Genomic DNA, 25,466 nt, shown 5'->3' with positions numbered 1-25,466 from the left:
GTCAGGCGGATTCCTTGGGCCGGGCGGGCTGCGCGGCGGCTGCGGCGGCACGGCGGCGGGCGGCGGCCCAGAACACGCCGGTGCCGACGGCGAGGGTCCCGGCCACGCCGAGGGTGCCCGCCAGCCCCCCGGACAGGCGGGCGTCCGTGACGCCGGTGACGCCGTAGTCGGCGAGCGGCGAGTCGGCGACGGCGTGGTCCTCGGCCTTCTCGTCGATGCCGTAGTCGGCGGCGACGCGCTCCAGGCCGTCGGGGTCGGCGGAGGCGTAGAAGGAGACGAACGCGGCGAGGACGACGGAGGCGGCCAGGCCCGCGGCCCACACCTTGCGGGCGGAGCCGCCCGTCCGCGCGGGCGTGGGGGCGGTGGGCGCGGGCGCGGCGTCGACCAGCCGGCCGTCCACGCGCAGCTTCAGCGGCTCGGCCAGGTCCCGGGCCCCGTACACGAGGTCGGGCCGCACGGCGATGACCGCGCCGACCGTCGCCGTCGTGATGGCGGCCTCGCCGAGGCCGATCAGGGTGTGGACGCCGAGCATCGCCCACAGCACGTCGCCGACGGGCACGTTCGTGGTGCCGCCGAGGGCGTACAGGAGGGTGAAGGCCGCCGCGGACGCCGGTACGGACACCAGGGCGGCGGCGAAGGACGCGACGGTCACCGCGCGGCGGCCGCGCGGCAGCAGCTTCACGAGGCCGCGGAACACCGCGTAGGCGGTGAGGACGGTGACGCCGCCCATGATCGTGATGTTCACCCCGAGGGCGGTGAGCCCGCCGTCCGCGAAGAGCACGCCCTGCATCAGCAGCACGACGGCGATGCACAGGAGGCCGGTCCACGGGCCGACGAGTATCGCGGCCAGCGCCCCGCCGAGCAGGTGGCCGCTGGTGCCGGCGCCGACCGGGAAGTTCAGCATCTGGACGGCGAAGACGAAGGCGGCGACCAGTCCCGCGAGGGGCGCGGTGCGGTCGTCGAGCTCGCGGCGGGCGCCCCGCAGGCCCGCGGCGACGGCTCCGGCGGCGACGAGGCCGGCCGCGGCGGACACGGGCGCGTTGATGAATCCGTCGGGTACATGCATGGGGTCGGGCCCGCTTTCCGGCTCTGGGGGGGTGTTTCGGCCGTCCGATGATGAGGGCTCCTGCGAAGGGCTTGCAAGAGCACGGCGCCCTCAGGTGGCGGAGTGAGCGGGCTCACGGGTTCGGTGCGAGATTGGAGAGAAAGCAGATGAGTGTGCGCATGGCCGCCCGCCGCCGGTCCGGTGGCGGGGACGAGTGGGAGGAGCCCGACGATGTGCCCTGCCGGCGGACACCCCGAAGAGGACCAGGAGGGTGGCGACCCACGCGGGGAGACCCGGGTGGAGATCCGCGCCAAGGGATTGATCATGAATGACGGGCCGCTGGCCCCGCCGGTGCCGGTGGCGCTGCGGTACGACGCGGTGGACGCCCCGTCGACCGTGCGGTTCGTCTTCCCCGGCGGTACGTCCTGGGCGTTCCCCCGCACGCTGCTGGAGGCGGGGCTGACTTCCCCGGCGCGCCGCGGTGACGTGGAGGTGTGGCCGTGCGGGCGGGTGCAGACGGTGGTCGAGTTCCACTCGCGTGACGGCACGGCGGTCGTCCAGTTCGACTCCTCGACGCTGCTGCGGTTCCTGCGGCGCACGTACGCCACCGCCACGCCCGTGGTGCGGTAGCGGTTCCTGCGGCGCACGTACGCCAGTGGTGCGGTAGCCCCCGGTACGGCACGGTGGCATGCGGTCCAGCGGGTGGCGGTGGCGTGCTCGGCAGGGGTGGAGCGGGGGCGCCGGCGGGCGGGTGAGGTCGTACGCGACGAGCAGGCGCGCGGGGGCCGCGGGCAGCCGGGGCGCGGCGCGTGCCGATGCCCCGACACGGTGCGGGTGTGCCGCCCGCCGACCCGGTGTCCGAATCGGCGGGCGGCTGCGTACCTGCTCAGACCCGGATGAGCGGGCGGTCCGCCTCGGGCCCGGCACCGTCGGAGGTGCCGGCATCCTCCAGCTCCTTGCGCAGGCCCTCGCCTTCGACGTCCACGTTCGGCAGGGCGCGGTCCAGCCAGCGAGGCAGCCACCACGCCTTGTGGCCGAGGAGGGCGAGCACCGCCGGGACGATCGCCATGCGGACCACGAACGCGTCGAACAGGACGGCGGTGGCCAGGCCGAAGCCGATCATCTTCACCATCTGCTCGCTGGAGCCGATGAAGCCCGCGAACACGGCGATCATGATGACCGCGGCGGCGGTGACGACCCGGGCGCCGTGCCGGAAGCCGGTGACGATCGCCTCGCCGGGCCGCTCCCCGTGGACGTACGCCTCACGCATCCGGGTGACGAGGAAGACCTCGTAGTCCATGGCCAGGCCGAAGACGACACCGACCATGAAGATCGGCATCATGCTCATGATCGGTCCGGTCTGCTCGACGCCGAACAGCCCGCCGAGCCAGCCCCACTGGAAGACCGCCACGACCGCGCCGAGCGCGGCGACGACGGACAGCAGGAAGCCGAGCGCCGCCTTGAGCGGGACCAGCACGGACCGGAAGACCACCATCAGCAGCAGGAAGGCGAGCCCGACGACCAGCGCGAGGTAGGGCAGCAGGGCGTCGTTCATCTTCTGCGAGAAGTCGATGTTCATCGCGGTCTGGCCGGTGACCAGGACGTTGTCGCCGGAGGTCTCGCGGATGTCGCGGACGAGCTCCTCGGTCGCCTCGGACGACGGGCGGTCCTTCGGGACGACGGTGACCACGGCGGTGTCGCCGGCCTCGTTGAGGGTGGCCGGGGTGACCGCGGCGACCCCGTCGAGGCCCCGGATCTGCTGCACCGCCTTGTCGGCCGCCGCCTGGCCGCCGTCGACGACGACCATCAGGGGCCCGTTGGAGCCGGGGCCGAAGCCCTCGGACAGCAGGTCGTAGGCGCGGCGCTGGGTCGTGGACGTCGGCTGGGCGCCGTCGTCGGGCAGGCCGAGCTCCAGGGAGGCCGCCGGAACGGCGAGCGCGCCGAGGCCGATGACGCCGACGAGGAGGACGGCGACCGGGCGGCGCAGCACGAACCGCGCCCAGCGGGTGCCCGCGTTCGGCTTGGCGCCGCCGTCGGCGGAGCCCTCCGCCGGGTCCGTGCCGCGGGGGGCGGCCGCCGCGGCCTCCAGCGCGGCGCGGGCCTTGCGGCCGTGGACGAACCGGCCCGCGTAGCCGAGCAGCGCCGGTATGAGGGTCAGCGCGATGAGGACGGCGAGCGCGACGGTGGCTGCGGCCGCGACGCCCATCTTGGTGAGGATCGGGATGTTGACGACGGCCAGGCCGACGAGGGCGATGACCACGGTCAGGCCGGCGAAGACGACGGCGGATCCGGCGGTGCCGACGGCCCGCCCGGCGGCCTCCTCGCGGTCGCGTCCCTCGGCGAGCTCGGCGCGGTACCGGGAGACGATGAACAGGGCGTAGTCGATGCCGACGGCGAGGCCGATCATCGTGGCGAGGATGCCGGTGGTGGAGCCGAGGTCCAGGGTGCTGGCGAGGGCGGCGATGCCGGAGGCGCCGATGCCGACGCCGATGAGCGCGGTGATCAGCGGCAGCCCGGCGGCGACGAGCGAGCCGAAGGTGATGACGAGGACGATCCCGGCGACGACGACGCCGACGACCTCGCCGGTGCCGGTCTCGGGCGCGGCCTGGAGCGCGTCACCGCCGATCTCGACGGTGAACCCGGCGTCGCGGGCCCCCTCACCGGCCTCGGTGAGCGCGTCCTTCGTCTCGTCGGTCAGCTCCATGCCGTTGACCTTGTACGAAACGTGGATGTAGGCGGTGGAGCCGTCCTGGGAGACCGCCTTCGCGGTGTACGGGTCGGTGACGGCGGCGACCTGGTCGGAGCCGGTGCGCAGCTCGTCCACGGCCTGCTCGACGGCGGCCTTGCCGGCCGGGTCGGTGATCTTCCCGCCGTCGGGCGCCTTGAAGACGACGCGGGCGGTCGCCCCGTCGGCGCTGCCGCCGGGGAAGCGCTCCTCCAGCAGGTCGAAGGCGCGCTGGGCCTCCGTGCCCGGCATGGAGAAGGAGCCGGAGGTGGCCGCCGGGGCGGACGCGGCGCCCACACCGGCCAGGGCCAGCAGGGCTATCCACAGCAGGGTCACGGCATGGCGGCGCCGGAAGGCGAACCGGCCGAGTTTGTAGAGGAACGTGGCCACGGGGGCGTACTCCCGGATGTGTGTGACGGATCAGGGCATGGGGAGTCGTCCCGACGGCGTGAGCGGTGCGCGTCGGTACTGCGGTGCTCCGGGGAGGTCCCGGATGCCCCCGGCAGGGGGCGGCGCGGCGGCCGGGCGTGGGGACCGCCCGGCCGGCGGCGGGGTCAGACGCCCAGTGCGGGGAGCACCACGGCGTCCACGTACGTACGGAAGAACGCCTGGTCGACCGGGCGGTCCTCGATGAGGGGGCGCGCGATGAACGCGCCGATCACCATGTGCGGGACGAGGTCGAGCGCCGGGTTGTCGGCGCGCACCTCGCCTCGCTCCACGGCGCGCCGCAGGACCTGGTCGAGTCCGGTCATCTCGGGCTCGATCAGCAGTTCCCTCAGCGCCTGGAGGAGTTCGGGGTTCTCGTGGATGGCGTGGGCGAGGCCCCGCATCATCGCGGAGTCCTTCTCCATCCGGCAGTCGTCGGAGTGGCTGATCAGTTCGTGGAAGTCGCCCCGGAGGCTTCCGGTGTCGATGTCCGCGATCCGTACGGGCTTGTGGTGCCTGAGTGCCTGGGCGACCAGCTCCGGCTTGCTCCCCCACTGGCGGTAGAGGGTGGCCTTGCTGGAGCGGGTGCGGGCGGCGATGGCGTCCATGGTGAGCCCGTCGTAGCCGGCCTCGCCGAGGAGGTCGATGACGGCCTCGTACAGCTCCGACTCGCGTTCCGGGGTGAGTCGGGTGCTGCGCGCCATGATGTGCCTTGCCCTTGATGCGAACGAAACGGTTTCGTACACATCGAGCGTACGACACCGCAGCAGCGAAACGAAACCGTTTCGTACGTGTGCTGGCTCACCCCGCCGCGCCCGTCCCGCCCCGCCGGGTTGCCGCGGCGCGCCGCCTCCCCGTGCCGAGTTGCCGGGGCGCCTCCGCGTGGAAAGCATGGCTGTGTGAGCAGCGACGGCGCGTACCTCCGGTATCCCCACCTCCACGACGACCTGCTGTGCTTCGCGACCGAGGACGACCTGTGGGTCGCCCCCCTGCCTCCCGACGGCGGCGCGTCGGGCCGGGCCTGGCGGGTGACCGTCGACCGGACGCGGATCGGCCACCCCCGCTTCTCCCCCGACGGGCGCCACATCGCGTACACGAGCTGGCGCAGCCTCGCCCCCGAGATCCACCTGGCCCCGGTCGACGGCGGACCGGCCCGGCGGCTGAGCTACTGGGGGTCGCTGGACACCCGGGTGTGCGGCTGGGACCCGGACGGCAACGTCCTCGCCGTCTCCTCGCACGGCCAGCCGTTCTCGCACTTCTCCTGGGCGTACAAGGTCGCTCCGGACGGCAGCCCCGGGCGGCGGCTGCCGTGGGGGCCGTGCGCCGACATCCAGGTCGCCGATGTCGACGGCGAGCACCGGACGCTGCTCCTCACCGGGAAGCCGCCGCACGAGCCGGCCGCGTGGAAGCGGTACCGGGGCGGTGCGACGGGCCGGCTGTGGCTGCACGGGAAGCGGCTGCTGCCGGACCTGGGCGGGCACCTGGACTGCGCGATGTTCGTGGCGGGCAGGATCGCGTTCCTGTCGGACCACGAGGGCGTCGGGAACCTGTACTCGTGCCTGCCGGACGGCTCGGACCTGCGGCGCCACACCGACCATGAGGCGTTCTACGCCCGGCACGCCTCGTCCGACGGGCGGCGGGTCGTGTACCAGTGCGCGGGCGACCTGTGGCTCGTCGACGCGCTCACCCCGGACTCCCGGCCGCGGAAGCTCGACGTCCGGCTGGGCGGCCCCCGGGCGGGGCGGCGCAGCTACCACGTGCCGGCCGCCCAGCACCTCCAGGCCGTGTCGGTCGACGACACCGGGCGGGCGAGCGCGGTGTGCGTGCGGGGCAGCCTGTACTGGCTGACGCACCGGGACGGCCCGGCCCGCGCGATCGCGGACACCCCGGGCGTGCGCGTCCGGCTGCCGGAGATGCTGGGCAGCGGCGGGCGGATCGCGTACGTGACGGACGCGGAGGGCGAGGAGGCCGTGGAGGTCGCCTACCTGCCCCGCGCCAGTGGCGACTGCCCGCCCCGCAGGGTCGCGGCGGGGCGGCTGGGCCGGGTCCACGAGATGGTCGCGGACCCGGCGGGCGACCGCCTGGCGGTGGCGACGCATGACGGGCGCCTGCTGCTGGTGGACGTGTCGGAGGACGCGGAGGCGGCGGCTGGGGAGGCCGGCGGGGCCGCCACGGAAGCGGGCGCGGCGGAGGGGCCCGGGGCGGAGGCGGACGAGCCCGGGGACGCGGGCCGCACCGCCGGCGGGGGCGGGGCGGCGGGCGCGGCGGGGGCTGCCGGAGCAGAACCCCAGGGCGCGGGGACGGCGGGCGGCACGCCGGAGGAGCCGGCCGAGGACGCACCGGCGAGTGGACCCGCGGGTGCTCCCGCGGAGGGCGATGCGGCTGGACAGGCGGCGGAGGGAAAGGGGACGGAGGGGAAGGGGACGGACGCGCGGACGGCAACGGCCGGAGCCGAAGCGGCGGCGGAAACGGGCCCCGGCGCGACGGAGGTGCCGGGACAGTCGGACAGGGCCGACGGGGCCCGGAGTGCCGACGGGGCCGACGGGATCGTGGAGCTGGTGCGGTCGGCGAACGGGCCCGTGCGGGACCTGGCGTTCTCGCCGGACGGGGCCTGGCTGACGTGGTCGCACCCGTTCATCGGCAGGTCGCTGCGGCAGATCAGGATGGCCCGCATCAAGGACGGACTGGTCGTCGACGTGACGAACGGGCGGTTCGAGGACGAGAGCCCCGTCTTCACCCGCGACGGCCGCTACCTGGCGTTCCTGTCGTGGCGGGGCTTCGACCCGGTCTACGACGTGCACACCGGCGACCTGTCGTTCCCGCTGGGCTGCCGCCCCTACCTCGTACCGCTGGCGTCCACGACGCCGTCGCCCTTCGCGCTGTCGCCGGAGGGCCGCCCCGCCGCGGGCGGGCTCGACCCGGGGGACGGGGAGCAGGCCGGGGACGGGACGGTGCTGGTGGAGGTGGAGGGGCTGGAGAGCCGGGTCACGCCGTTCCCGGTGGCCGCGTCCAAGTACTCGTCGCTGCACCCGGTGGCCGGCGGCGGACTGGTGTGGCTGCGCTGGCCGATCTCCGGCGCACTGGGAGAGACCTTCGTCAACCCGTCGGACCCGTCGGAGCGGCCCACGCTGGAGCACTTCAACCTCGTGAAGGCCCGCAAGTCCGAACTGGTGCCGCACCTGGACTGGTTCGCGGTCAGCGGCGACGGCACCCGCCTCGTCGTGGTCGACGAGGGCGAGCTGCGCGCGGTGCCCGCGACGGAGTCCGGCGACCTCGACACCACGGTCTACGTGGACGCCCGGCGGATCCAGCACGAGGTGGACCCGGGCGCCGAGTGGCGGCAGGCGTACGCCGAGGCGGGCCGGATCATCCGGGCGTACTTCTGGGACCCCGGCATGAGCGGCATCGACTGGGACGGGGTCCTGGAGCAGTACCGGCCGCTCCTCGAACGGGTCGCGTCACCCGACGAGTTCGCCGACCTGCTGCGCGAGGTCCTCGGCGAGCTCGGCACCTCGCACGCGTACGTCTCCCCGGCCCGGCGCAACGAGGGCCCGGCGCACTACCAGCGGGCGATGGGGCTGCTGGGGGCCAACCTCGTCTGCCGGGACGGGAAGTGGGTCGTCAAGCGCATCCTGCCGGGCGAGTCGTCGGACTCGAAGGCCCGCTCGCCGCTGGCCGGCACCGGCATCCGGGAGGGCGCCGTCCTCACGCACGTGGACGGGCGGCCCGTGGACCCGGTGACCGGGCCGTACCCGCTGCTGGCGGCGGCGGGCGGCACGACCGTCGACCTCACGTTCGCCCCGGGCGACGGGGAGCGGGGGCGGCCGCGCCGAGTGGCGGTGGTGCCGCTGGTGGACGAGCGGACGCTGCGCTACCAGGACTGGGTGGCCAAGCGGCGGGCCGTCGTGCACGAGCTGAGCGAGGGCCGCTGCGGCTACCTCCACATCCCCGACATGGGTGGCTCCGGCTGGGCGCAGTTCAACCGGGACCTGCGCATGGAGATGTCCCGGCCCGCGCTCCTCGTGGACGTGCGGGGCAACGCCGGCGGCCACATCAGCGAACTGGTCGTGGAGAAGCTGACCCGCCGGATCCTCGGCTGGGACCTGACCCGGCACGCGCAGCCCGTCTCGTACGCGTCGAACTCGCCGCGCGGGCCGGTCGTGGCGCTCGCCGACGAGGCCACGTCGTCGGACGGCGACATGATCACGGCGGTGTTCAAGCTGCAGGGTCTGGGCCCCGTGGTGGGCCTGCGGACGTGGGGCGGTGTCGTCGGCATGACGGGGCGCCACCGCCTCGGCGACGGCACGGTCATCACGGTGCCGATGAACGCGGCCTGGTTCGAGGAGTACGGCTGGGGCGTGGAGAACCACGGCGTGGAACCGGACATCGAGATCGAACGGACCCCGCTGGACTGGGCCGAGGGCCGGCACCGGCAGCTCGCGGACGCCGTGGAGGTGGCGCTGGGCCTGCTCGCGCAGCACCCGGCGTCCGAACCGCCCGACTACTCCGACGTACCCGACCGCAGCCGGCCGCCCCTTCCGCCCCGGCGCTGACCGGCCCCCGCAGGGGAGCCTCGGGGTCGGGCCCCCGGTCGCCGGGTGCCTCCGGGCCGCCGGGGCGGGCGGCAGGGCCTGGCGCACGCCGCGGTGTCCCCGGTGCCCCTCGGGCAGTCCGTCCCCAGGCTGCGGGCAGGACGCCGACGGTCCGTGCCGTCACGAACCTCCGGCCGTCGCCCTGGTGCGACGGCGCGGGCGAGCGCCGCGACCTTTGGCTGCCCGGATGCGCCCCTGCCCGGCTACGCGAGGACACCGACGCGTCGGGCGAACGCCCGCACGCCAGGCAGGGTGCGGTCATGGACCATCAGGCCGGCCGCCATGTGTTGCACCGCGCCGCGGCGGACCTCCTGCGGCGCTGCATGTTCGGCGGCCAGAAGTGCCTGGTAACAGCGGTCGGGCTTGCCCCACTGGTCGAAGGCGCGGGCCACGTCGATCCAGTACCGGGCGCGGCGCTCGGTGGTGGGCAAGGCGGCGGGATCGATGCGTCGGGCGTGTTCGATGGCTTGGCCCGCGTCGCCGAGCAGGTGGCAGATCGAGACCCGGTGGAGGAGAACCTGGCTGGGACCGAAGACGGTGCCGCGGAGTAGCGCGTCGTGGCCGAGTTGCCCGGCGGTCGCTTCCGCTTCGGCAATGAGGGCGTGTGCGGTGTGTCGGTCACCTTGCTTCGCCGCCGTGTAGGCAGCGGTGGCATACAGGTTTCCCTGGACGGAGAGCCGTTCGGTGATATCGGTGGTGCGGTCGGTGGTCAGTTGCCGGGCGGCGGTGACGGCGACGTCGGTGGCGCGTGCGTGGTGTCCCTGCCGGCGCCAGGCGGAGGAGACCATGCGGTGGGCTTCGGCGACGGTGAGGGCGTCGGCGCCGCCGAGTGCGGCGGTGAGCGCCCGGTCGGCGGTGACGGCACCCAGGCCGTCTTCGCCGAGCTTGATGCAGAGCCGGGTGGCGGTGGTGTAGAGCTCGGCGACCGCGGTGGCCGCCTGCTCCGGGTGCCCGTGGGTGCCGAGGGCCTGGGCCAGGGCGATCCGGGCCGGGAGCGCACGGGCGAGGGTGTCATAACGGCAGGCACCGAAGTCTGCCCGAGAGGCGTTCACCGCAGCGGCGACGGCTGACGGGGTGGGGTCCCGGGTGAGACGGACCTGCATATGCCGATGGAGCAGGACGTCTTCCAGGCCGGACAGGCTCGGCGGTACCGGGGCACGGGCCGCGGCCGACGGGCCGAGGGCTGCACTGGTGGTGGCTCCGGCCAGTCCTGCCAGAAGATTTCGGCGTCGCACCGGGTCCTTCCCCTCTTCGCCGAACACGGTGTGCCCGCCCACCCTAGTGCCGTCGGTGGGGTCCGAGGCCGCTCGCTGCCGTTGCGGCGCGAGGCCGAGCAGGTGCGGAGGGATGTCGAGGCAAGCTGCGAGCCTCTGCAGCAACAGCACGTCGCGCATGGGCTGCTTGCCGCGTTCCATCCGAGACAGGGAGGCAGCGGTATAGCCGACCTGCTTGCCCAGTTCGGCGAGCGTGACATCGGCCGCGCGGCGGGCCGAACGGACGATCGCGCCGACATCGCGGCGGGCGAACACGTCACGCGTAGCCGCGGAATGCCAGAGCGGATGGGTGTGGTCCAGGCATGTGGAGCCCCCACATGCGCAACCCTGAGCGCGAGATCATCCTCCGTGCCTCCGACGGCCTCTACCGCTGCGGCACACCGCAGTTCGGCGCCCTGATCGGCGACCGGGTCCAAACCGGCAACAGCATCAGCCTCGGCCCAGGCCTCGTGCTCGGCCGCGACTGCCGGATCGCCAGCGGCGTCACCCTCGCCGCACGCACCATTCCCGACCACAGCGTCATCACCGCCCCTCACACCGCTGACGTCCACGTCCGGCAGCGACCCAGACGTGGTGAGGGCACCAGCGCAGGGGCATGAGTCGCCGCGGCTCCCGGACTCGTCGAAGTGCCGCACGCAACAGCGACGACGCATCGCGGCTCGCCACCGCCGCCGGTTTCGTCGGCCTCGCCCACTCCCGAAGCGGAGTGCTCGCGGACCGGCTGACCGGCGGTGGTCTTCCTACAGCCCCCGGGGTCGTCCTGACCGGCCCGTCCCGGCCGGCGGTCACGGCGTGAAGGCCGCCCACGGGGCGGCGGACGTGCCGGTGCCCCGGGCAGGCGGCCCTGCCCGGGGCACCGGGGACACTGCGGCGCGCGTCAGGCGTCGTAGTCCTCGGCCATGCGGTCCCGCGCCATACGGTCCTCGGTGTCGCGCATGGGGTCGTCCATGCGCTCCGCCGGGCGGCCGCGGCCGGGCTGCTGGTCCTGCTGGTCCTGCCGGCCCTGCCGCTGCTGGCCCTTGCGCTCGCGCATGCGCTCCTGCATCTCGTCCTTGGCCTGCCGCGTGCGCTGCTTGCCCTCGGTCTGGAGCTGCTGCGCCTTGTCCTTGAACTGGTCGGAAATGCCCATCCGGGTTCACTCCTGCGTGGGTGGTGGGGGGAAGGGGTGCCGGACCCGTTCGGCCCGGCTCGACCAGCGTGACACGGCACCCCACCCAGCGCATTTCGATCAACACCCAGCGTGATACACCCCAGGTCGGGGCGGTGGGAGGCTCAATCGCGTCCGGCCCTGGCCTGCTCGTCGGCGGCGCCGCCGGCGCCCACGAGCCCCTTGGTGACGCCCGCGAGCCTGGGCTCGAAGCGCCGCATGTCGCGCTGCCCCACCGTCGCGATGAGGCCCGGCAGGTAGCCCCGCACCGCCTGCATGCCGCGCAGCCACCCCTGCGCGTACACGTGCGGGGAGCGCCGCTCGATGCCCGCGACGAGCCGGTCCACCGCGGGCCCCAGCGGGTAGGTGCGGTTGGCCGGCCAGGGCAGCCGCTGCCGCAACTCCCGCATGACGTCGTCCTGGTCGGCGCCGCGCACCATGTCGGTGTCGGTCCACGACAGGTAGCCGACGCCGACCCGGACACCCCGGTGGGCGACCTCGGCCCGCAGGCAGTGGGCGAACGCCTCGACCCCGGACTTGGAGGCGCAGTACGCGCTCATCATGGGCGCCGGGGTGATGGCGGCGAGCGAGGCGATCTGGAGGAAGTAGCCGCGGCTCTCCAGGAGTACGGGGAGGAAGGCGCGGCCGGTCACGGCGCCGCCGACGAGGTTCACCTCGACGACCCGCCGCCAGGCGACGGGGTCGGAGTCGGTGAACGGCCCGCCCGCGGCCACCCCGGCGTTGGCGACGACGACGTCGGCCTTGCCGAACCGCTCCTTGACCTCGGCCGCGACCCGGGACATGGCCTCGTGGTCGGCGACGTCGGCGTGCCACCAGTCGCCGTCGGTGTGCAGGCGGTCGCAGACCCGCTTGAGTTCGCCGGGCTCCAGGCCGACCAGGGCGATCCGGGCGCCCCGCGCGGACAGTTTCCGGGCGAGCAGCTCGCCGACGCCGCGGGCGCCGCCGGTGACGACGACGACCTGCCCCTCCAGGCTGACCCTGCTCATACGGTCTGCTCCTTGTCGGTGGGGACGCCGCCGGCGCGTACGTAGGTGGTGGCGAGTTCGCGGATCCGCCCGGTGACCGCCTCCGGCGCCTCGACGGGGGTCATGTGGCCGATGCCGGGCAGCTCGTCCAGGCCGACGCACCGCGGCAGGGCGGCGGCGAGGGCGCGGGCGTGGACGGGCGGGGTCAGCCGGTCGGCGGTGCCGGCCACGACGGCGGTGGGAACGTGCAGCTCCCGCACCCCGGCCTCCAGGTCGAGTGCGCCGAGCACGCGGGACCAGGCGACCCTCACGCGGCGCGGGCAGGCGTGCACGACGCGGGCGCAGGCGGCGACCCGGTCGGGTGCCGAACCGGGCCCCATGATGGCGTACTTGAGGAGCGCCTTCGACACGGGGGTGACGGGCCCCAGCGGGGCGGGCGAGGACAGGACGCCCCGGGTGAGCCGGGTCCGCAGCGCGCCGGGGCGCAGCGGGACGACCGTGGACTCGGCGACCAGCCGGGAGGCGCCGGTGCTGCACAGCAGGACCGCGGCGGCGTGGGCGCGCAGGCCGGGCCGGGCGGCGGCGGCCATGAGGGTCATGCCGCCCATGGAGTGCCCGGCGAGGACGGCCTTCTCGCCGGGTGCGAGGGCGGCGGCGAGCACCGCCTCCAGGTCGTCGGCGAGGGCGCGGGTGGAGTATCCGGAGGCGTCGACCGCGGGACTGCGGCCGTGGCCGCGCTGGTCGTAGACGACGACGCGGTGGTCGGCGGACAGGTCGCGGACCTGGGCGTCCCAGAAGGCGGTGGAGCAGGTCCAGCCGTGGGCGAGGACGACGGCGGGTGCGTCCTGAGGGCCGTGCACCTCCACGTGCAGGGACGACCCGTCGGCGGACACGGCGGTGAGGGTGCGGGGCCAGGTCACGCGGCGGCCTCCTCGGTGCGGGCGGTGCGGCGGCGGGGTGCGGGCTCGCCGGTGGGCCGGACGACTTCGTACTCGCCGAGGTCGACGGTGCGGGTGGCGCGCCGGAACTCCGCGGTGGTGCCGGGCCACAGCGTGGTGTTGCGGCCGCGTGCGTCGAGGTACCAGCTGTCGCAGCCGCCGGACTTCCAGACGGTGCGCTCCATGCGGGTCTGGACGCGGCGGTTCCAGGCGTCGACGGCGTCGGGCCGGGGGGTGAGGGCGGCGCGGGGCCCGAGCAGGGACAGCTGGCGCAGGTAATCGGCGAGGTAGTTGAGCTGGGACTCGATCATGAGGATCATCGAGGAGTTCCCGAGGCCGGTGTTGGGCCCGATGACGGTCATCCAGTTGGGGAACCCGGCGGCGGTGGCGCCGCGCAGCGACTCCATGCCGTCCTTCCACGCCTCGGCGAGGGTGGTGCCGTCGGCGCCGACGACGCGGTCGGCGATGGGCATGTCGGTGACGTGGAAGCCGGTGCCGAAGATGACGGCGTCGACCTCGGCGGTGGTCCCGTCGGCCGCGACGGCGGTCGTGCCGCGCAGCTCGCGGAGCCCGGACGCGACGACGTCGACGTTCGGCCGGGCGAGGGCCGGATAGTAGTCGTTGGACAGCAGGATGCGCTTGCAGCCGATGCGGTACGAGGGGGTCAGCTTGGCCCGCAGGGCCGGGTCCTTGATCGCCCGGTGCATGTTGGCCCTGGCGAGCGACTCGACGAGCCCCATCTGGGCGGGGTGCTTGGTGAAGGCGCCGACCTGGAGCTCCCGGATGCCCCAGAGGATGCCGCGGCGGGCCTTGCCGGTGAAGGGCAACTGGCGGTGCAGCCACCGCTCGGCGCCGGTGATGCTCCGGTCGACGCGCGGCATGACCCACGGGGGCGTGCGCTGGAACAGGGTGAGCCGGCCGACCCGCGGCTGGATGGACGGCACGATCTGGATCGCGGAGGCGCCGGTGCCGATCATGGCGACGCGCTTGCCGGCGAGGTCGTAGTCGTGGTCCCAGCGGGCGGAGTGGAAGACCTTGCCGCCCGCCTCGCGGAACCCGGCGAGGCCGGGGATGTCGGGGATCTTCGGGTCGGAGAGCGGCCCGGTGGCGGACACGACGACGTCCGCGGTGAACGCGCCGCGGGAGGTCTCGATCTCCCAGCGCAGCCCGGAGGCGTCCCAGCGCATCATGAGGACCTCGTGGCCCAGGCGCAGGTGGGAGCGGAGCCGGAAGGTGTCGGCGACGTGCTCCAGGTACGCCCGGATGTGGGGCTGGCCGGAGAAGGTGCGGGGCCAGTCGGGGTTGGGGGCGAACGAGAAGGAGTACAGGTGCGACGGGACGTCGCAGGCGCAGCCGGGGTAGCTGTTGTCGCGCCAGGTGCCGCCCACGGAGTCGGACCGCTCCAGGACGACGAAGTCGGTGATGCCCTCGCGGCGCAGCCGTACGGCGGCCCCGAGGCCCCCGAAGCCGGATCCGATCACCGCCACTCGGACGTGTTCGCGCGCGTGCTCGCTCTGCTCGCTCATGCGGCCTCCCACCCTGCCGGGACACTGCCAGCAATCACTGGCATGGTCGGGAGGGTAGAGCAGCTCCGTACCGGGCGGTAGGGGGCGGGACGAGGAAAGTTACCGTCGGTACGACATAGGGTTGCCGGCGTGGCGGACGTGTCGAGTGAGGGTGAGCAGCGTGAGTACCGCATGGAGGAGCTGGCGGCCGCCGCCGGCATCACCCCCCGCACCCTGCGCTTCTACCGCGAACGGGGCCTGATCCCGCCGCCGCGCCGCGAGGGCCGCATCGCCTGGTACGGCCCCCACCACCTGGCGCGGCTGCGGACGATCGCGGCGCTCCTGGAGCGCGGCCACACCCTCAACGGCATCGCGGACCTGGCGGCGGCGTTCGAGAGCGGCCGCGACGTGGGCGAGGTGCTCGGCCTGAACGAGCCCACGGAGGAGGAGCCGGTGCGGCTCCACCCGGAGCAGCTGGCCGACTACTTCGGCGACCAGGCGACGGCGGAGAACTTCGCCGCGTCCCTGGACCTCGGCTACCTCGCCACGGACGGCGAGGACCTCGTCCACGTCAGCCGCCGCCTCCTCGACGTCTCGGCGGCTCTGGTCGCGCAGGGCGTGCCCCTGTCGGCGGTGCTGGCCGCCGCCCGCGAGGTCCGCACCCACGCCGACGCGCTGGCGGAACTCTTCACGACGGTCCTGACGACCCACGCGGCCGGCCAGGACCCGGCGGCGCTGCGCCCGTTGGCGAAGAGCGTGGTGGAGGCGGAGCTGTCGATGGCCCTGGACCGCCGCCTCCGCGCCTCCCGGGACACCACCGCGCGCCCCCCGGGCCCCTGACCCGGCCCATGCCTGAGCGAGTCGGGGCGCGCGACCTCGCCCAGGGGAAGGCGCCGTGCGGTTGCGCGCCAGGATGCGGGGCCGCCCCCCAGAGGCGGCGCCACTCCAGAGGCGGGCCGTCTATCGGGCACCCGGGCAGTCCCCGGCGGCCGGGGCCGCTCAGCGGTGAGCCGCTGCTTCCGGGGCCTTGCCCCGGCGCTGCAGGATGTACAGGTCCCCGCTGTCGGGGTCGCCGACGAAGACGTACAGCTTCGGCCGGTCGAGGCTCCCGAGCACGGCCCAGGGACTCATGGGGCAGTCACTGATGGACACGTCCACCTCCTGCGACCACGGCCCGGCCCCCGCGTCGTAAGCCCACGTCCCGGTGCCGGTGCACTCCTGCGCCACGGGCTCGAAGGGGTCGCCGTGGTCGAACGTCCTCACCCGCGTCGCGGTGGCCTCGCCCGCCGCTGTGAGAACGAGCGTGCCGCCGTCCCCGTCCGACCACGTCCCGGCAACCCGTTCCGCGCCCAGCCGCGGCGGCTCGTAGCCGATACCGGCGTACTGGGCGACCCCCGCCAGGGTGCCGGCGGCGACGACCGCGAGTGTCCCGTACAGCACCACCCGGCCGAACATCACACCCCCGGAGAGCCGCGGACGGCCCGGCAGCAGCAGCCTGCGGGCGGTCAGCGCCGGGATGGCCGGCGCCGCGGCGGCCGAGAGCCATCCCCCGGCTCCTGCCAGCGGGCCGGTCCCCGCCAGGACCGCCACGGCCAGGGCCGGCGGGGCCGTCCCGACGGCCGCCAGCACGGGAACCCACCACCATGCCTCGCGCCCGGAGAACCGTCGGCCGAGCGATGCGGCCGCCACCAGCAGGGGCATCACCACGACCAGCGCCAGCGGAGCGCCGAGGGCCGCCGCGCCGCCCGCCAGGAAGGGTGCCAGCACGACCAGCAGCACGATCCCGAACACGGGGTAGGGCAGGGCCGGGCTCTCCTGCGTCTGTCCGTACACGGAAAGCGCGATCGCCCCCACCGCACCCTCGACGCAGAGCACCGCCACCGAAGCCGTCAGCACCGCCCCGAACCTGTCCCGCACGCGCAACTGCTCCAGCGCCCGAGCGCGGGTCACCTGGCCCTGCCCCGGCGACAAACTTTTTGAACGCATTCAAATCCCTTCCCACCCGGCATCCTCCTCCCTGGGGTGCGGGCCTCGGCGGGCGGGGTCCCACCCGGCGGAAACCACCCGCACGCAGCCCTGTCAGCAACGGTCGGGATGCACGGCGGGGGACGGCGCTGCGGACCGGGATCGAGTGGGAGGCGGGTACCGGCAGCACCCTCACAAGGCGCGTGGACGAGGGGCGTTGACGTTGACGACGATCCGCGGTGGTGCGCCGGGCCCCGCAGGGGCCCTCGCACGGCAGCAGCACCACGGGCCGGGCTCCCGGGCGCATCCGCCCCGCGGCTCGTGCGCCGGTGCCGTCGCTGCGCGCGACCGCCGCAAGCAGGCGCCGGCGAGCCGACGGGGGCCCGGGGCGCCCCGGCCGGGCCGGGGTCCACGTCGGGGCGCGGGCCGGGGCCGTTACGGGAGGTGGGCCTGGCGGCTCGCGCAGTGCCGGATCACCGGCTCGGCCCCGCCGGCCGCTCCGTGCGGCACCTCCGTGGCGCCAGGCGCCACCGCGCGGCACCCATACGGCACCACACGGCACCTCGTAGCGCCACATGACGCCACTCTGGCACCGGGACCTCACGAGAAGTGCCCACGAAGACCCACCCGGGAGCCCCGACCATCCGGATGTTTCCGCAGTTCAGCGGGGGCCCGGGAGTGGTCCCGACCCCCCGGCGCCCTGTTCGGGCTTGCGGCGGCGCCAAAGTGATGCCACTATGGCGTCATGGACCTGACGCCGTATGTCGACACCCTCCACCGTGAACTCGCGGTGGCCGCCGAGGCCGGCGGGAACGAGGCCCGCGAGCTGGCCGAGCGGCTCACCGCCCCCCTGGAGTCGGCGACCCGCCTGACCCTGCTGAACGTGCTCTCCGACGCCATGGACGAGATCACCCGCGAGCTCGCCCCCGGCTCCGTCGACGTACGGCTGCGCGGACTCGACCCCGACTTCGTGGTGACGCCACCGCCCGCCGACGGCCCCGCGGAACCGGCCGGACCAGCCGAGACCGTCGAACCCCTCAGGGCCCCGGCGCCCGCCGAAGGCGACGAGGGCGGCACCGCCCGCGTCAACCTGCGCCTGCCGGCGCACCTCAAGGCACGCGCCGAGGAGGCAGCGGGCCGCGAGGGCCTGTCGGTCAACGCCTGGCTCGTCCGGGCCGTGTCGGCCGCCGTCGACGGCGGCGCGCGGCCGCGTACCGCGGAGCGGACCCGCACCCTCGGGCAGAGCTTCACGGGCTGGGTGCGCTAGCCGCACCGCACGCCGCCCGCACCACTTCACTCATACCGTCCCACCAGCGGGGACGGCCCAAGGACCCACGAGGACGGTACAGCCATGCCTTCTTTCGCCACTCCCGACCCGATCTCCGTCACGGCCCGCGTGTACGCCGGCTCCCTCCGGTTCAGCGCGGGCGACCGTGCCGACACGGTCGTCGACGTACGGCCCCGCGACCCGAAGAAGGACCTGGACGTGCGGGCGGCCGACCAGACCACCGTCACCTACGCGGGCGGCGTCCTGACCGTCACCACGCCGAAGGCCAACCTGCTCGGGCGCGGCGGCACCGTCGACGTGGCGGTGGAGCTGCCCGAGGGCTCGGCCGTCGACGTGACCGGCTCCGCGGTCGACCTGCTGGGCGAGGGCCGGCTCGGCGAGGTCCGCGGGAAGACCACGGTGGGCGGCACCCGCCTCGACTCGACCGGCCCGCTCCGGCTGGAGGTGTCGCACGGCTCGGTCACCGTGGACCGGGTGGTGGGCGCGGCCGAGATCACCAGCAGCTCCGGGAGCATCCGCGTCGGCACCGTCGACGGCCCCGCCGTCCTGAAGAACTCCCACGGCACGACGGCCGTCGGCACGGTGACCGGCGAGCTGCGGGTGAGCGGTGCCCACGGCGGCGTCGACATCGGGTGCGCCGAGGCCTCGGTCACGGGCACCACCACCCACGGCCACCTGCGCGTCGCCGAAGTCTCCTCCGGAGAGGTGCACCTGGAAACGTCCCACGGCCCCGTCGAGATCGGCATCCGCGAAGGCGTGGCCGCCTGGGTCGACGTCAGGTCCCACCGGGGGCTGGTGCGCAACACCCTCGCCGCGTCGGATGCCCCGCAGGGAACGGAGGGCACCGTCAAGGTCCACGCGCGGACCACCTGGGGCAACGTCGACATCCTCCGCGCCAGGCACTGACTCCGCCGCCCCTCCCCGGGGCCCCCACTCCCCCACCGCCTTCCCGCCCCACCCCCACTGCTCCCGTCCTCGCAAGCTCACCTTCGAACAGGAGGGCTCCATGAGCTCATCTGTCATGCCCACATCCAGTCGGGGCCGCAGCCGGGCGTCCCGCGCCGCCGTCGCCGCCACCGGCCTGCGCAAGGCGTACGGCGACAAGACCGTCCTCGACGGCCTCGACCTGCACATCCCGGCCGGGTCCGTGTTCGCCCTGCTCGGACCGAACGGCGCCGGCAAGACCACCACCGTCAAGATCCTCTCCACGCTCGTCTCCCCCGACGGCGGGCAGGCCGAGGTCGCCGGCCACGACATCGCCACGTCACCGCACGGGGTGCGCGCCGCGATCGGCGTCACCGGGCAGTTCTCCGCCGTCGACGGGCTGCTCACCGGCGAGGAGAACATGCTCCTCATGGCCGGCCTGCACCACCTGTCCCGCCGGGAGGGCCGCCGCGTCACCGCCGCACTGCTGGAGCGCTTCGACCTGGCCGACGCCGCCGGGAAGCCCGCCCAGAGCTACTCCGGCGGCATGAAGCGCCGCCTCGACATCGCGATGACCCTGGTGGGCGACCCCCGGATCATCTTCCTCGACGAGCCGACCACCGGCCTCGACCCGCGTTCCCGGCACACCATGTGGCAGATCGTGCGCGAACTGGTCTCCGACGGAGTCACGGTCCTCCTCACCACCCAGTACCTGGAGGAGGCCGACCAGCTCGCCGACCGCATCGCGGTGCTGGACGGCGGCCGGATCGCCGCCGAGGGCACCGCCGAGGAACTGAAGCGGACGGTCCCCGGCGGGCACCTGCGGCTGCGCTTCTCCGACCCGGCCGCGTACCGGTCCGCCGCCGACGCGCTGCGCGGGGCCGCCCGGGACGACGAGGCCCTGGCGCTGCGGATACCCAGCGACGGCAGCCAGCGGGAGCTGCGCTCCCACCTGGACCGGCTGGACGCGGCGGGCGTCGAGGCCGACGAACTGACCGTGCACACGCCCGACCTCGACGACGTCTTCCTCGCCCTGACCGGCAGCGGCCGGCCCACCCGTACGAACACCGACCAGCCCGAGGAGACCGCCCGATGAGCTCCCTGTCCCTCGCCGCGCGCGACTCGTCCACGATGCTGCGGCGGAACCTGCTGCCCGCCCGCCGCTACCCGTCCCTGACGCTGAACCTGCTGCTCACGCCGGTGATGCTGCTCCTGCTGTTCGTGTACGTCTTCGGCGACACGATGAGCGCCGGCATCGGCGGCGGCGGAGCGGACCGGTCGCAGTACGTCGCGTACCTGGTCCCCGGCATCCTGATGATGACCATCGGCAGCACCACCATCGGCACCGCGGTGTCCGTCGCCACGGACATGACCGAGGGCGTCATCGCCCGCTTCCGGACCATGGCGATCCACCGCGGGTCGGTACTCGTGGGGCATGTCGTCGGCAGCGTGCTGCAGTGCGTGGCCAGCGTGCTCCTCGTCGGGGCCGTCGGGGTCGCCATCGGCTTCCGGTCCGTGGACGCCACCGTCCTGGAGTGGGTGGCGGCGTTCGGGCTGCTGGTGCTGTTCGCGCTGGCGCTCACCTGGATCTCGGTCGGGATGGGCCTGATCAGCCCCAACGCCGAGGCGGCCAGCAACACCGCGATGCCGCTGATCTTCCTGCCGCTGATCTCCAGCACGTTCGTCCCGGTCGACGCGATGCCCGGCTGGTTCCAGCCGATCGCCGCGTACCAGCCGTTCACCCCGGCCGTCGAGACGCTGCGCGGGCTGCTGCTGGGCAGCGGGATCGGCCACAACGGGTGGCTGGCCGTCGCCTGGTCCCTGGGCCTGGCCGTCCTCGGCTACGCGTGGTCCACGTCGGTGTTCCACCGCGACCCGAAGTAGGACCGGCCGCGGTCCGCCCGGGTGAGCCCCCGCGGACGGCCGTCACCCCCGCCCCTGCGCGCGCCCCGGAACGACGGGCGGATCGTCCCCGCACCGACGATCCGCCCGTCGGCGTGACGGCCCCGCAGTACACCGGCGGCCACCGCCACCGGAACGGCCGGCGACGGCCGCAGCGCCCCCGCCGGCACCGCGAAGCCCCTGCTGACGCTGCGCGTGTCCCGGGACGGCGGGCGCACCCGGGGCACCCGGACGACCGTCCGGAGCAGGGACGACCTGCCGCCGGTCCTCACCACCGCCTGGCCGCCCCGCCGGTGCCCAGGTGCACGCAGCGCACGTGGCACCCGTTCCAGGAGACAGCCCACCCCGCGAGGACACCCCCGTGCGAGAGCCCCGTCCGGCTGCGGGGCCGTGCACTACTCCGCACCCGCCTCCCGGCGGAACGCCTCCAAGGACATGGTCTTCTCCTTCGGGGGTATCGAGATCGAGAACGAGTCCCCGAACGAGTCGTACGTCGTCGTGCTCCTGCGGCCGTTCCTCAGCGAGTCCAGCCGGAGCAGCCGGGCCGTGTCGCCGTCCGCGACGAAGTACGTGTCGGAGGCGGTGCCCGCGTACACCTTGAGGGCCTTCGCCGCCGTGCCGCCGACCGTCGTGTCCTCCTCGGGGAGGAACTCCGCGGTATCGGAGACCGCGAAGTACGCGTCGCAGCCCTGCCCGCTTCCCGTGGTCACGAAGACATCCGCGAGCCGGTCGGGCACCGTGACGTTCTGCCCGCGCTCCTCCAGCATGTCGGCGAACAGGGGCGCGCTGATGTACGAGGTCCCGTCCTTGCAGTACATCTCCCCGGACACCCCGCCGCCGGTCGTCTTCATCCGCAGGCCCTTCTCGGGGTCCCACCAGGTCTCCTGCTCCGCCCCGACGAAGGCGGTCGTGGTCCCCGAGGCGTGGAACGATGTCTTGCGCATCGTCTCGTTCACCCGCTCGGCCACCTCCGCCGCCGTCCCCTCCGCCCCGCCGGAGGCCGAGGCGTCCGGACTCTTCCCGCAGCCGGCCACGAGCCCGGCAGCGGCCAGGGCGAAGACGGCGAACGAGCGGAGGGCGGATCGCGTACGAGAAGTCATCAGTGGCCTTTCCTCGGTTCCGGCAGCGCGCACGAGCAGCGCCCGGGTCGGGACCGGGTCCGGTGCGGCGCCACCAGCGACGCCCCGGACAGGCCGTCCGGTCCAGCCGCACGCCGGACGGCCCGCCCGCAGCCCCCGGCCGAGCAGGCCGGTCCGTACCGTGTGGGGCCCGTCGTTCCGCCCCCGTCCCTCACCGCACGACTCATGATCGCGTGGATGTCTGTTCTAACAGGGCGGACGGGGGCCGGTGCACCGCGCAGGTACCCAGTGCCTCCTGAGTAGGAGCGCCCAGGCACCGGAGGACCGCCGACGGCCCCGCGGCGGGGCCGGCAGCGGGCGCGGCCGGGGCTGCCGCGCCCTACAGGTCGAAGACCGCCGTGACGGGTGCGTGGTCGCTCCAGCGGTCCGCGTGGGTGGCGGGACGCTCCACGTACGCCTTCACGCACCGCTCCGCGAGGCGCGGGGTGCCGACGAGGAGGTCGATCCGCCAGCCCGCGTCGTTGTCGAAGGCGCGGCCGCGGTAGGACCACCAGGAGTAGGGCCCCTCCTGGTCCGGGTGGAGGGCGCGCACCACGTCGACGTAGCCGCCCTCCGCGGGGTCCAGGACACGGCTCAGCCAGGCGCGCTCCTCGGGGAGGAAGCCGGAGTTCTTGCGGTTGGCCTTCCAGTTCTTGAGGTCCGCCTCCTGGTGGGCGATGTTCCAGTCGCCGCAGACGACCACTTCGCGGCCGTCGGCCGCCGCCCGCTCCCGCAGCTCCTTGAGGTAGGGCAGGAACGCGTCCATGAAACGGACCTTCTCGTCCTGCCGCTCCGTACCCACCTCGCCCGACGGCAGGTACAGGCTCGCGACGGTGACGCCCGGCAGGTCGGCCTCCACGTACCGGCCGGAGGCGTCGAACTCGCTCACGCCGAAGCCGACCCGCACGGCGTCCGGTTCGCGGCGGGTGTAGAGCGCCACGCCCGCGCGGCCCTTGGCGGTGGCCGGGGCGTGGACGGTGTGCCAGCCCTCGGGGGCGCGGACCTGCTCCGGGAGCTGGGACTCCTCGGCCCGTACCTCCTGGAGGCAGAGCACGTCGGCGGCCGTCCCGGCCAGCCACTCCACGAAGCCCTTCTTGGCGGCGGCACGGATGCCGTTCACATTGGCGGTCGTCACTGTGTACAAAACATACTCCTCAACCCTGCGGGCCCTGCCCTACGCCCACGGGTCAGCCTCCCACATCGGGTGCAGCTCAACCCGAAACCGTCGGCCCTCTCTGACCAGCACGACTCTCCGGAGCAGCTGCCGCAGCAGCCCGTTCTTCTCCGCGTCGGTGAGCAGCTCCCACTCCTCCACGAGCGACACCACCACCAGCTCGTAGTCCTCCTGCCGCGGCGTCAGCTCCACCACCGCGACCCTCTCCAGCGCCGCGGTGGTCGCGGCCTGCTGCTGCCGGATCCGGTCCCTCGCTGCCTCGTACTCCCCCGGCCCGAAGCCGGCCGGGTCCATTGCCCGCTGGGCGCGCAGGTTCGCCAGACCGCGCTCCAGCCGGGCGGCTTCCGCCTCCAGCCGGGCGCGCTCCCTCTCCTGGTGCAGCGGTCGGATCAGACGGACCGGCAGCTCGCCGATCACGAGAGGCGCCTCGATGCGCTGGAGCGGTCGCGGTGGCCGCTGCCGTCGCTGGCCGCGGTGACCGCGGTCGCGGCGCTGGGTCTGACGCTGTACGAACTCGCCGGACGCTGACCTGCACGCCCCCGCCCCCTGTTCTCCTTCGGGAGGGCAGGGGGCGGTTTCGTCATGCCTGGGTCAGAGCCTCTACCGCAGCAAGCGCCCGGTGCCACGGATACGAGGCGCCGTCGCCCGTCTTCGGCGGGTGAGGCTGGTAGCCGTCCGGGCCGTCCAGCAGCACCACCCCCTGTTCTCGCAGCGCGGCAAGCGCCCGAGCGACAGCAGGTTGAGCCCCGAGAGCCGTCGACCAGAACGGCATCGCCGCCACAGGCACGCCGAGGTGCACCGCCTCAGCGGGGATGCCGAGGGCCACGGTGTCCGTGATGCCCGCACCCCACTTGCACAGACTCGTCGTGGTCAGGGGCGCCACCAGCATCGCGTCGGCCTTCGGCAGGCCACCAGACTCTCCTGGCCGGGTGTAGCGGTGCCGCACCGGGTGCCCCGTCAGCTGCTCCAGTTCGCTGAGCCGACCTTCCCACCAGCTGGCCGCGGTGGGGGTGAGGATGAGGCAGGTGTCCCAGCCGGCGGCTTTCGCGGCGTGCACTCCGCGGTCGATGTATTGGGTCGGCCCGGCAGCAGTGGCGATGAGGTAAAGCACTCGCGTCATGGGCGAAGTCCACAGCGCTGCGCAAGCTCACGCAAGCTGAGGTCGGGGTTCGGCACGAGGATCAGCAGTTCCCGCACCAGGCCGAGCACAGAGGGCCGCCGTACCTCCTCGGGCGCCAACTGCTCTGCGTCCAGGAGGAACTGAGTAGCGTCCTCGCGGCGCCGGGTCAAGGCCGAAGCGCGTGCACTGGTCACGAGGTGACGGGCCTGCCGTTCCCTGCCGAGTCCTGCCAGGGCGCCGGGGTCGATGCGCTGCGCGGCTTCCAGCGCTGACCACGCGTCGTCGAGACGCAGCAGCACGTCCACCTCGTGCAGTCGGACGTTGGTGGGCCCGAAGGAGGTGTAGTCCGCGTCCTGATCGTCGCCCTGCCGCTGTGCAACCTCCCCGGCTTCGCCCAGTCGCTCAGTGGCCTCCGCGACGGAGCTCGGGGACCGCCCGGCGCCGGTCGCGCCAACAGCGGCTACGAGGTACAGCATGCCGAGCGTGGACAGGCCGATGGAGCCTCCCTGTTCGAGCTCCGGCCGGAGCTCGGCGGCGGCGGTCTTGGCGTAGGCGGCGGCGGTCGCATGTCGCTGCTGATGAATGAGCCCGCGCGCGACACGACGGGCGGCGGCGCCGATTGCCACCGGATCACCAGCGGACTCGGCAGCGACGAGCGCCCGGTCCGCGGCCAGCACCCCGGGAGTACGGCCGAGCTGCCCGTACTTGAACAGAAGGCTGGCGGTGAGCTGGTATGCCCGGGACAGGAGCACCGAGCCCTCCGTGCTGTCTGCGGCAGCGACGTGAGCCGCGGCGAGGATCGCGGGGAGATCGCGGGCGACGGCCGTGTAGTGGCAGGCGGTCCATGCCTGACAGCAGAATGCCAATCGGCGCCGCAGATCGGGCAGGTGCACGGCGGCGCTGGGCCGGTGCGCGGGCTGGTGCAGGGAGTCCACCAGGGCCGCCACGCTGCCGGGGAGGGGTGTCGACGCGGGGGTGGGTGCAGGGTCGGTCACGAGTCGTTCCAGGGGGATGCGCAGGATCTCCGCTGCCCGTTGGAGCACAGACAGCCTGGGATCGGTTTGCCGCTGCCCGCCTTCGAGGTCCTGCACCCAGCGCCGGGACTGACCCATGAGCCGTCCGAAGTCTGACTGAGTGAGCCCTCGGTGCTCGCGCCAGTATGCGATGCGGCGTCCGACGCGTTCAGTCCCCATGCGCACCTCCCGCTCACGGCACGCACAGTGCGTGCTCACAGAGTGTTGTACCGCGCTTACGGTCCCCGCGTGACCGCATCACCTGGAGGACGCCCGATGACCGTGTCGCCGCCCGTGGGCCCGCCCGCCACGTGGCTCGCCGCG

General features: G+C 74.0%; 22 protein-coding genes. 8 read left to right on the top strand and 14 right to left on the bottom strand.

All coding sequences use genetic code 11. The features are described from left to right. Window position 1: 1 nt before the first annotated feature. On the bottom strand, window positions 2-1,066 hold the full coding sequence (locus BJP40_RS05535; RefSeq protein ID WP_071279092.1) for an energy-coupling factor ABC transporter permease: 1,065 nt from the start codon (window positions 1,064-1,066) through the stop codon (window positions 2-4). A gap of 210 nt (window positions 1,067-1,276) precedes the next feature. Here BJP40_RS05535 and BJP40_RS05530 point away from each other — a divergent pair, with 210 nt between their 5' ends. Continuing rightward, window positions 1,277-1,675: an SsgA family sporulation/cell division regulator gene (locus tag BJP40_RS05530; protein WP_079170946.1), complete on the top strand. Its 399-nt coding sequence runs from the start codon at window positions 1,277-1,279 to the stop codon at window positions 1,673-1,675. A 256-nt stretch (window positions 1,676-1,931) separates the two neighbouring features. On the opposite strand, the gene BJP40_RS05525 is transcribed toward BJP40_RS05530, so the two are convergent. Together BJP40_RS05525 and BJP40_RS05520 are read right to left on the bottom strand one after the other, a co-directional pair. Next, the gene (locus tag BJP40_RS05525) at window positions 1,932-4,160 is read right to left on the bottom strand and encodes an MMPL family transporter (RefSeq protein WP_071279090.1); all 2,229 of its coding nucleotides are present in this window, start codon (window positions 4,158-4,160) and stop codon (window positions 1,932-1,934) included. Between the two features lie 164 nt (window positions 4,161-4,324). After that, a complete protein-coding gene (locus BJP40_RS05520; protein ID WP_071264117.1) occupies window positions 4,325-4,900 on the bottom strand; it encodes a TetR/AcrR family transcriptional regulator in 576 nt (191 codons plus the stop codon). A gap of 195 nt (window positions 4,901-5,095) precedes the next feature. Here BJP40_RS05520 and BJP40_RS05515 point away from each other — a divergent pair, with 195 nt between their 5' ends. Further along, window positions 5,096-8,749 carry a S41 family peptidase gene (locus BJP40_RS05515; RefSeq protein ID WP_071279088.1) on the top strand — a complete coding sequence of 1,218 codons (3,654 nt, stop codon included), beginning with the start codon at window positions 5,096-5,098 and terminating at the stop codon, window positions 8,747-8,749. A gap of 242 nt (window positions 8,750-8,991) precedes the next feature. On the opposite strand, the gene BJP40_RS05510 is transcribed toward BJP40_RS05515, so the two are convergent. Next, the gene (locus tag BJP40_RS05510; protein WP_226962610.1) at window positions 8,992-10,317 is read right to left on the bottom strand and encodes a helix-turn-helix domain-containing protein; all 1,326 of its coding nucleotides are present in this window, start codon (window positions 10,315-10,317) and stop codon (window positions 8,992-8,994) included. 62 nt (window positions 10,318-10,379) lie between these two features. On the opposite strand from BJP40_RS05510, the gene BJP40_RS05505 reads away from it, so the two are divergent. After that, window positions 10,380-10,661 carry a hypothetical protein gene (locus tag BJP40_RS05505; protein ID WP_226962609.1) on the top strand — a complete coding sequence of 94 codons (282 nt, stop codon included), beginning with the start codon at window positions 10,380-10,382 and terminating at the stop codon, window positions 10,659-10,661. 278 nt (window positions 10,662-10,939) lie between these two features. Here the strand turns inward: BJP40_RS05505 and BJP40_RS05500 are convergent, their stop codons facing one another. The 4 genes from BJP40_RS05500 to BJP40_RS05485 all read right to left on the bottom strand — a co-directional run bounded on the left by BJP40_RS05500 (window position 10,940) and on the right by BJP40_RS05485 (window position 14,659). Then, window positions 10,940-11,191, bottom strand: coding sequence for a hypothetical protein (locus BJP40_RS05500; RefSeq protein ID WP_071279084.1), 252 nt, complete (start codon window positions 11,189-11,191; stop codon window positions 10,940-10,942). Window positions 11,192-11,334: 143 nt separating this feature from the next. After that, complete coding sequence (locus BJP40_RS05495) at window positions 11,335-12,216, bottom strand: SDR family oxidoreductase (RefSeq protein ID WP_071279082.1); 882 nt, start codon at window positions 12,214-12,216, stop codon at window positions 11,335-11,337. Next, on the bottom strand, window positions 12,213-13,115 hold the full coding sequence (locus BJP40_RS05490; protein ID WP_071279080.1) for an alpha/beta fold hydrolase: 903 nt from the start codon (window positions 13,113-13,115) through the stop codon (window positions 12,213-12,215). The genes BJP40_RS05495 and BJP40_RS05490 overlap by 4 nt, the downstream gene beginning before the upstream one ends. Beyond that, on the bottom strand, window positions 13,112-14,659 hold the full coding sequence (locus tag BJP40_RS05485) for an NAD(P)/FAD-dependent oxidoreductase (RefSeq protein WP_071279078.1): 1,548 nt from the start codon (window positions 14,657-14,659) through the stop codon (window positions 13,112-13,114). Before BJP40_RS05485 ends, BJP40_RS05490 begins: the two co-directional genes overlap by 4 nt. A gap of 171 nt (window positions 14,660-14,830) precedes the next feature. Here BJP40_RS05485 and BJP40_RS05480 point away from each other — a divergent pair, with 171 nt between their 5' ends. Further along, a complete protein-coding gene (locus tag BJP40_RS05480) occupies window positions 14,831-15,478 on the top strand; it encodes a MerR family transcriptional regulator (RefSeq protein ID WP_071279114.1) in 648 nt (215 codons plus the stop codon). 159 nt (window positions 15,479-15,637) lie between these two features. On the opposite strand, the gene BJP40_RS05475 is transcribed toward BJP40_RS05480, so the two are convergent. Then, window positions 15,638-16,588 carry a hypothetical protein gene (locus BJP40_RS05475; protein ID WP_143065887.1) on the bottom strand — a complete coding sequence of 317 codons (951 nt, stop codon included), beginning with the start codon at window positions 16,586-16,588 and terminating at the stop codon, window positions 15,638-15,640. A gap of 760 nt (window positions 16,589-17,348) precedes the next feature. Between BJP40_RS05475 and BJP40_RS05470 the strand changes: the two genes are divergently transcribed. The 4 genes from BJP40_RS05470 to BJP40_RS05455 all read left to right on the top strand — a co-directional run bounded on the left by BJP40_RS05470 (window position 17,349) and on the right by BJP40_RS05455 (window position 20,699). Next, entirely contained in the window at window positions 17,349-17,870 is a 522-nt protein-coding gene (locus BJP40_RS05470; RefSeq protein ID WP_071279076.1) for a hypothetical protein, read from the top strand. An 84-nt stretch (window positions 17,871-17,954) separates the two neighbouring features. Beyond that, window positions 17,955-18,797, top strand: coding sequence for a DUF4097 family beta strand repeat-containing protein (locus BJP40_RS05465; RefSeq protein WP_071279074.1), 843 nt, complete (start codon window positions 17,955-17,957; stop codon window positions 18,795-18,797). A 115-nt stretch (window positions 18,798-18,912) separates the two neighbouring features. Then, window positions 18,913-19,911, top strand: a complete 999-nt coding sequence (locus tag BJP40_RS05460; protein ID WP_071279072.1) for an ATP-binding cassette domain-containing protein — start codon at window positions 18,913-18,915, stop codon at window positions 19,909-19,911. Then, window positions 19,908-20,699, top strand: a complete 792-nt coding sequence (locus BJP40_RS05455) for an ABC transporter permease (RefSeq protein ID WP_071279070.1) — start codon at window positions 19,908-19,910, stop codon at window positions 20,697-20,699. Before BJP40_RS05460 ends, BJP40_RS05455 begins: the two co-directional genes overlap by 4 nt. A gap of 413 nt (window positions 20,700-21,112) precedes the next feature. Here BJP40_RS05455 and BJP40_RS33520 read toward each other — a convergent pair whose 3' ends face one another. From BJP40_RS33520 to BJP40_RS05425, 5 genes are all read right to left on the bottom strand, one after another. Further along, window positions 21,113-21,817, bottom strand: a complete 705-nt coding sequence (locus BJP40_RS33520; RefSeq protein ID WP_071279066.1) for a hypothetical protein — start codon at window positions 21,815-21,817, stop codon at window positions 21,113-21,115. Between the two features lie 358 nt (window positions 21,818-22,175). Further along, on the bottom strand, window positions 22,176-22,979 hold the full coding sequence (locus BJP40_RS05440) for an exodeoxyribonuclease III (RefSeq protein WP_071279064.1): 804 nt from the start codon (window positions 22,977-22,979) through the stop codon (window positions 22,176-22,178). Between the two features lie 30 nt (window positions 22,980-23,009). Beyond that, a complete protein-coding gene (locus tag BJP40_RS36205; protein ID WP_071279062.1) occupies window positions 23,010-23,426 on the bottom strand; it encodes a hypothetical protein in 417 nt (138 codons plus the stop codon). Between the two features lie 163 nt (window positions 23,427-23,589). Beyond that, a complete protein-coding gene (locus tag BJP40_RS05430; RefSeq protein WP_071279060.1) occupies window positions 23,590-24,129 on the bottom strand; it encodes a flavoprotein in 540 nt (179 codons plus the stop codon). Beyond that, window positions 24,126-25,322 (bottom strand): helix-turn-helix domain-containing protein, encoded by a 1,197-nt coding sequence (locus BJP40_RS05425; RefSeq protein WP_107416712.1) that lies wholly within the window; start codon window positions 25,320-25,322, stop codon window positions 24,126-24,128. Before BJP40_RS05425 ends, BJP40_RS05430 begins: the two co-directional genes overlap by 4 nt. Window positions 25,323-25,466 lie beyond the last annotated feature (144 nt).

Origin of the sequence: Streptomyces sp. CC53 (assembly GCF_001865245.1) — a bacterium.
Classification (GTDB): domain Bacteria; phylum Actinomycetota; class Actinomycetes; order Streptomycetales; family Streptomycetaceae; genus Streptomyces.
Note: the sequence above shows the minus strand (reverse complement) of the source record. Positions and strands in the feature narration are given on the sequence as shown.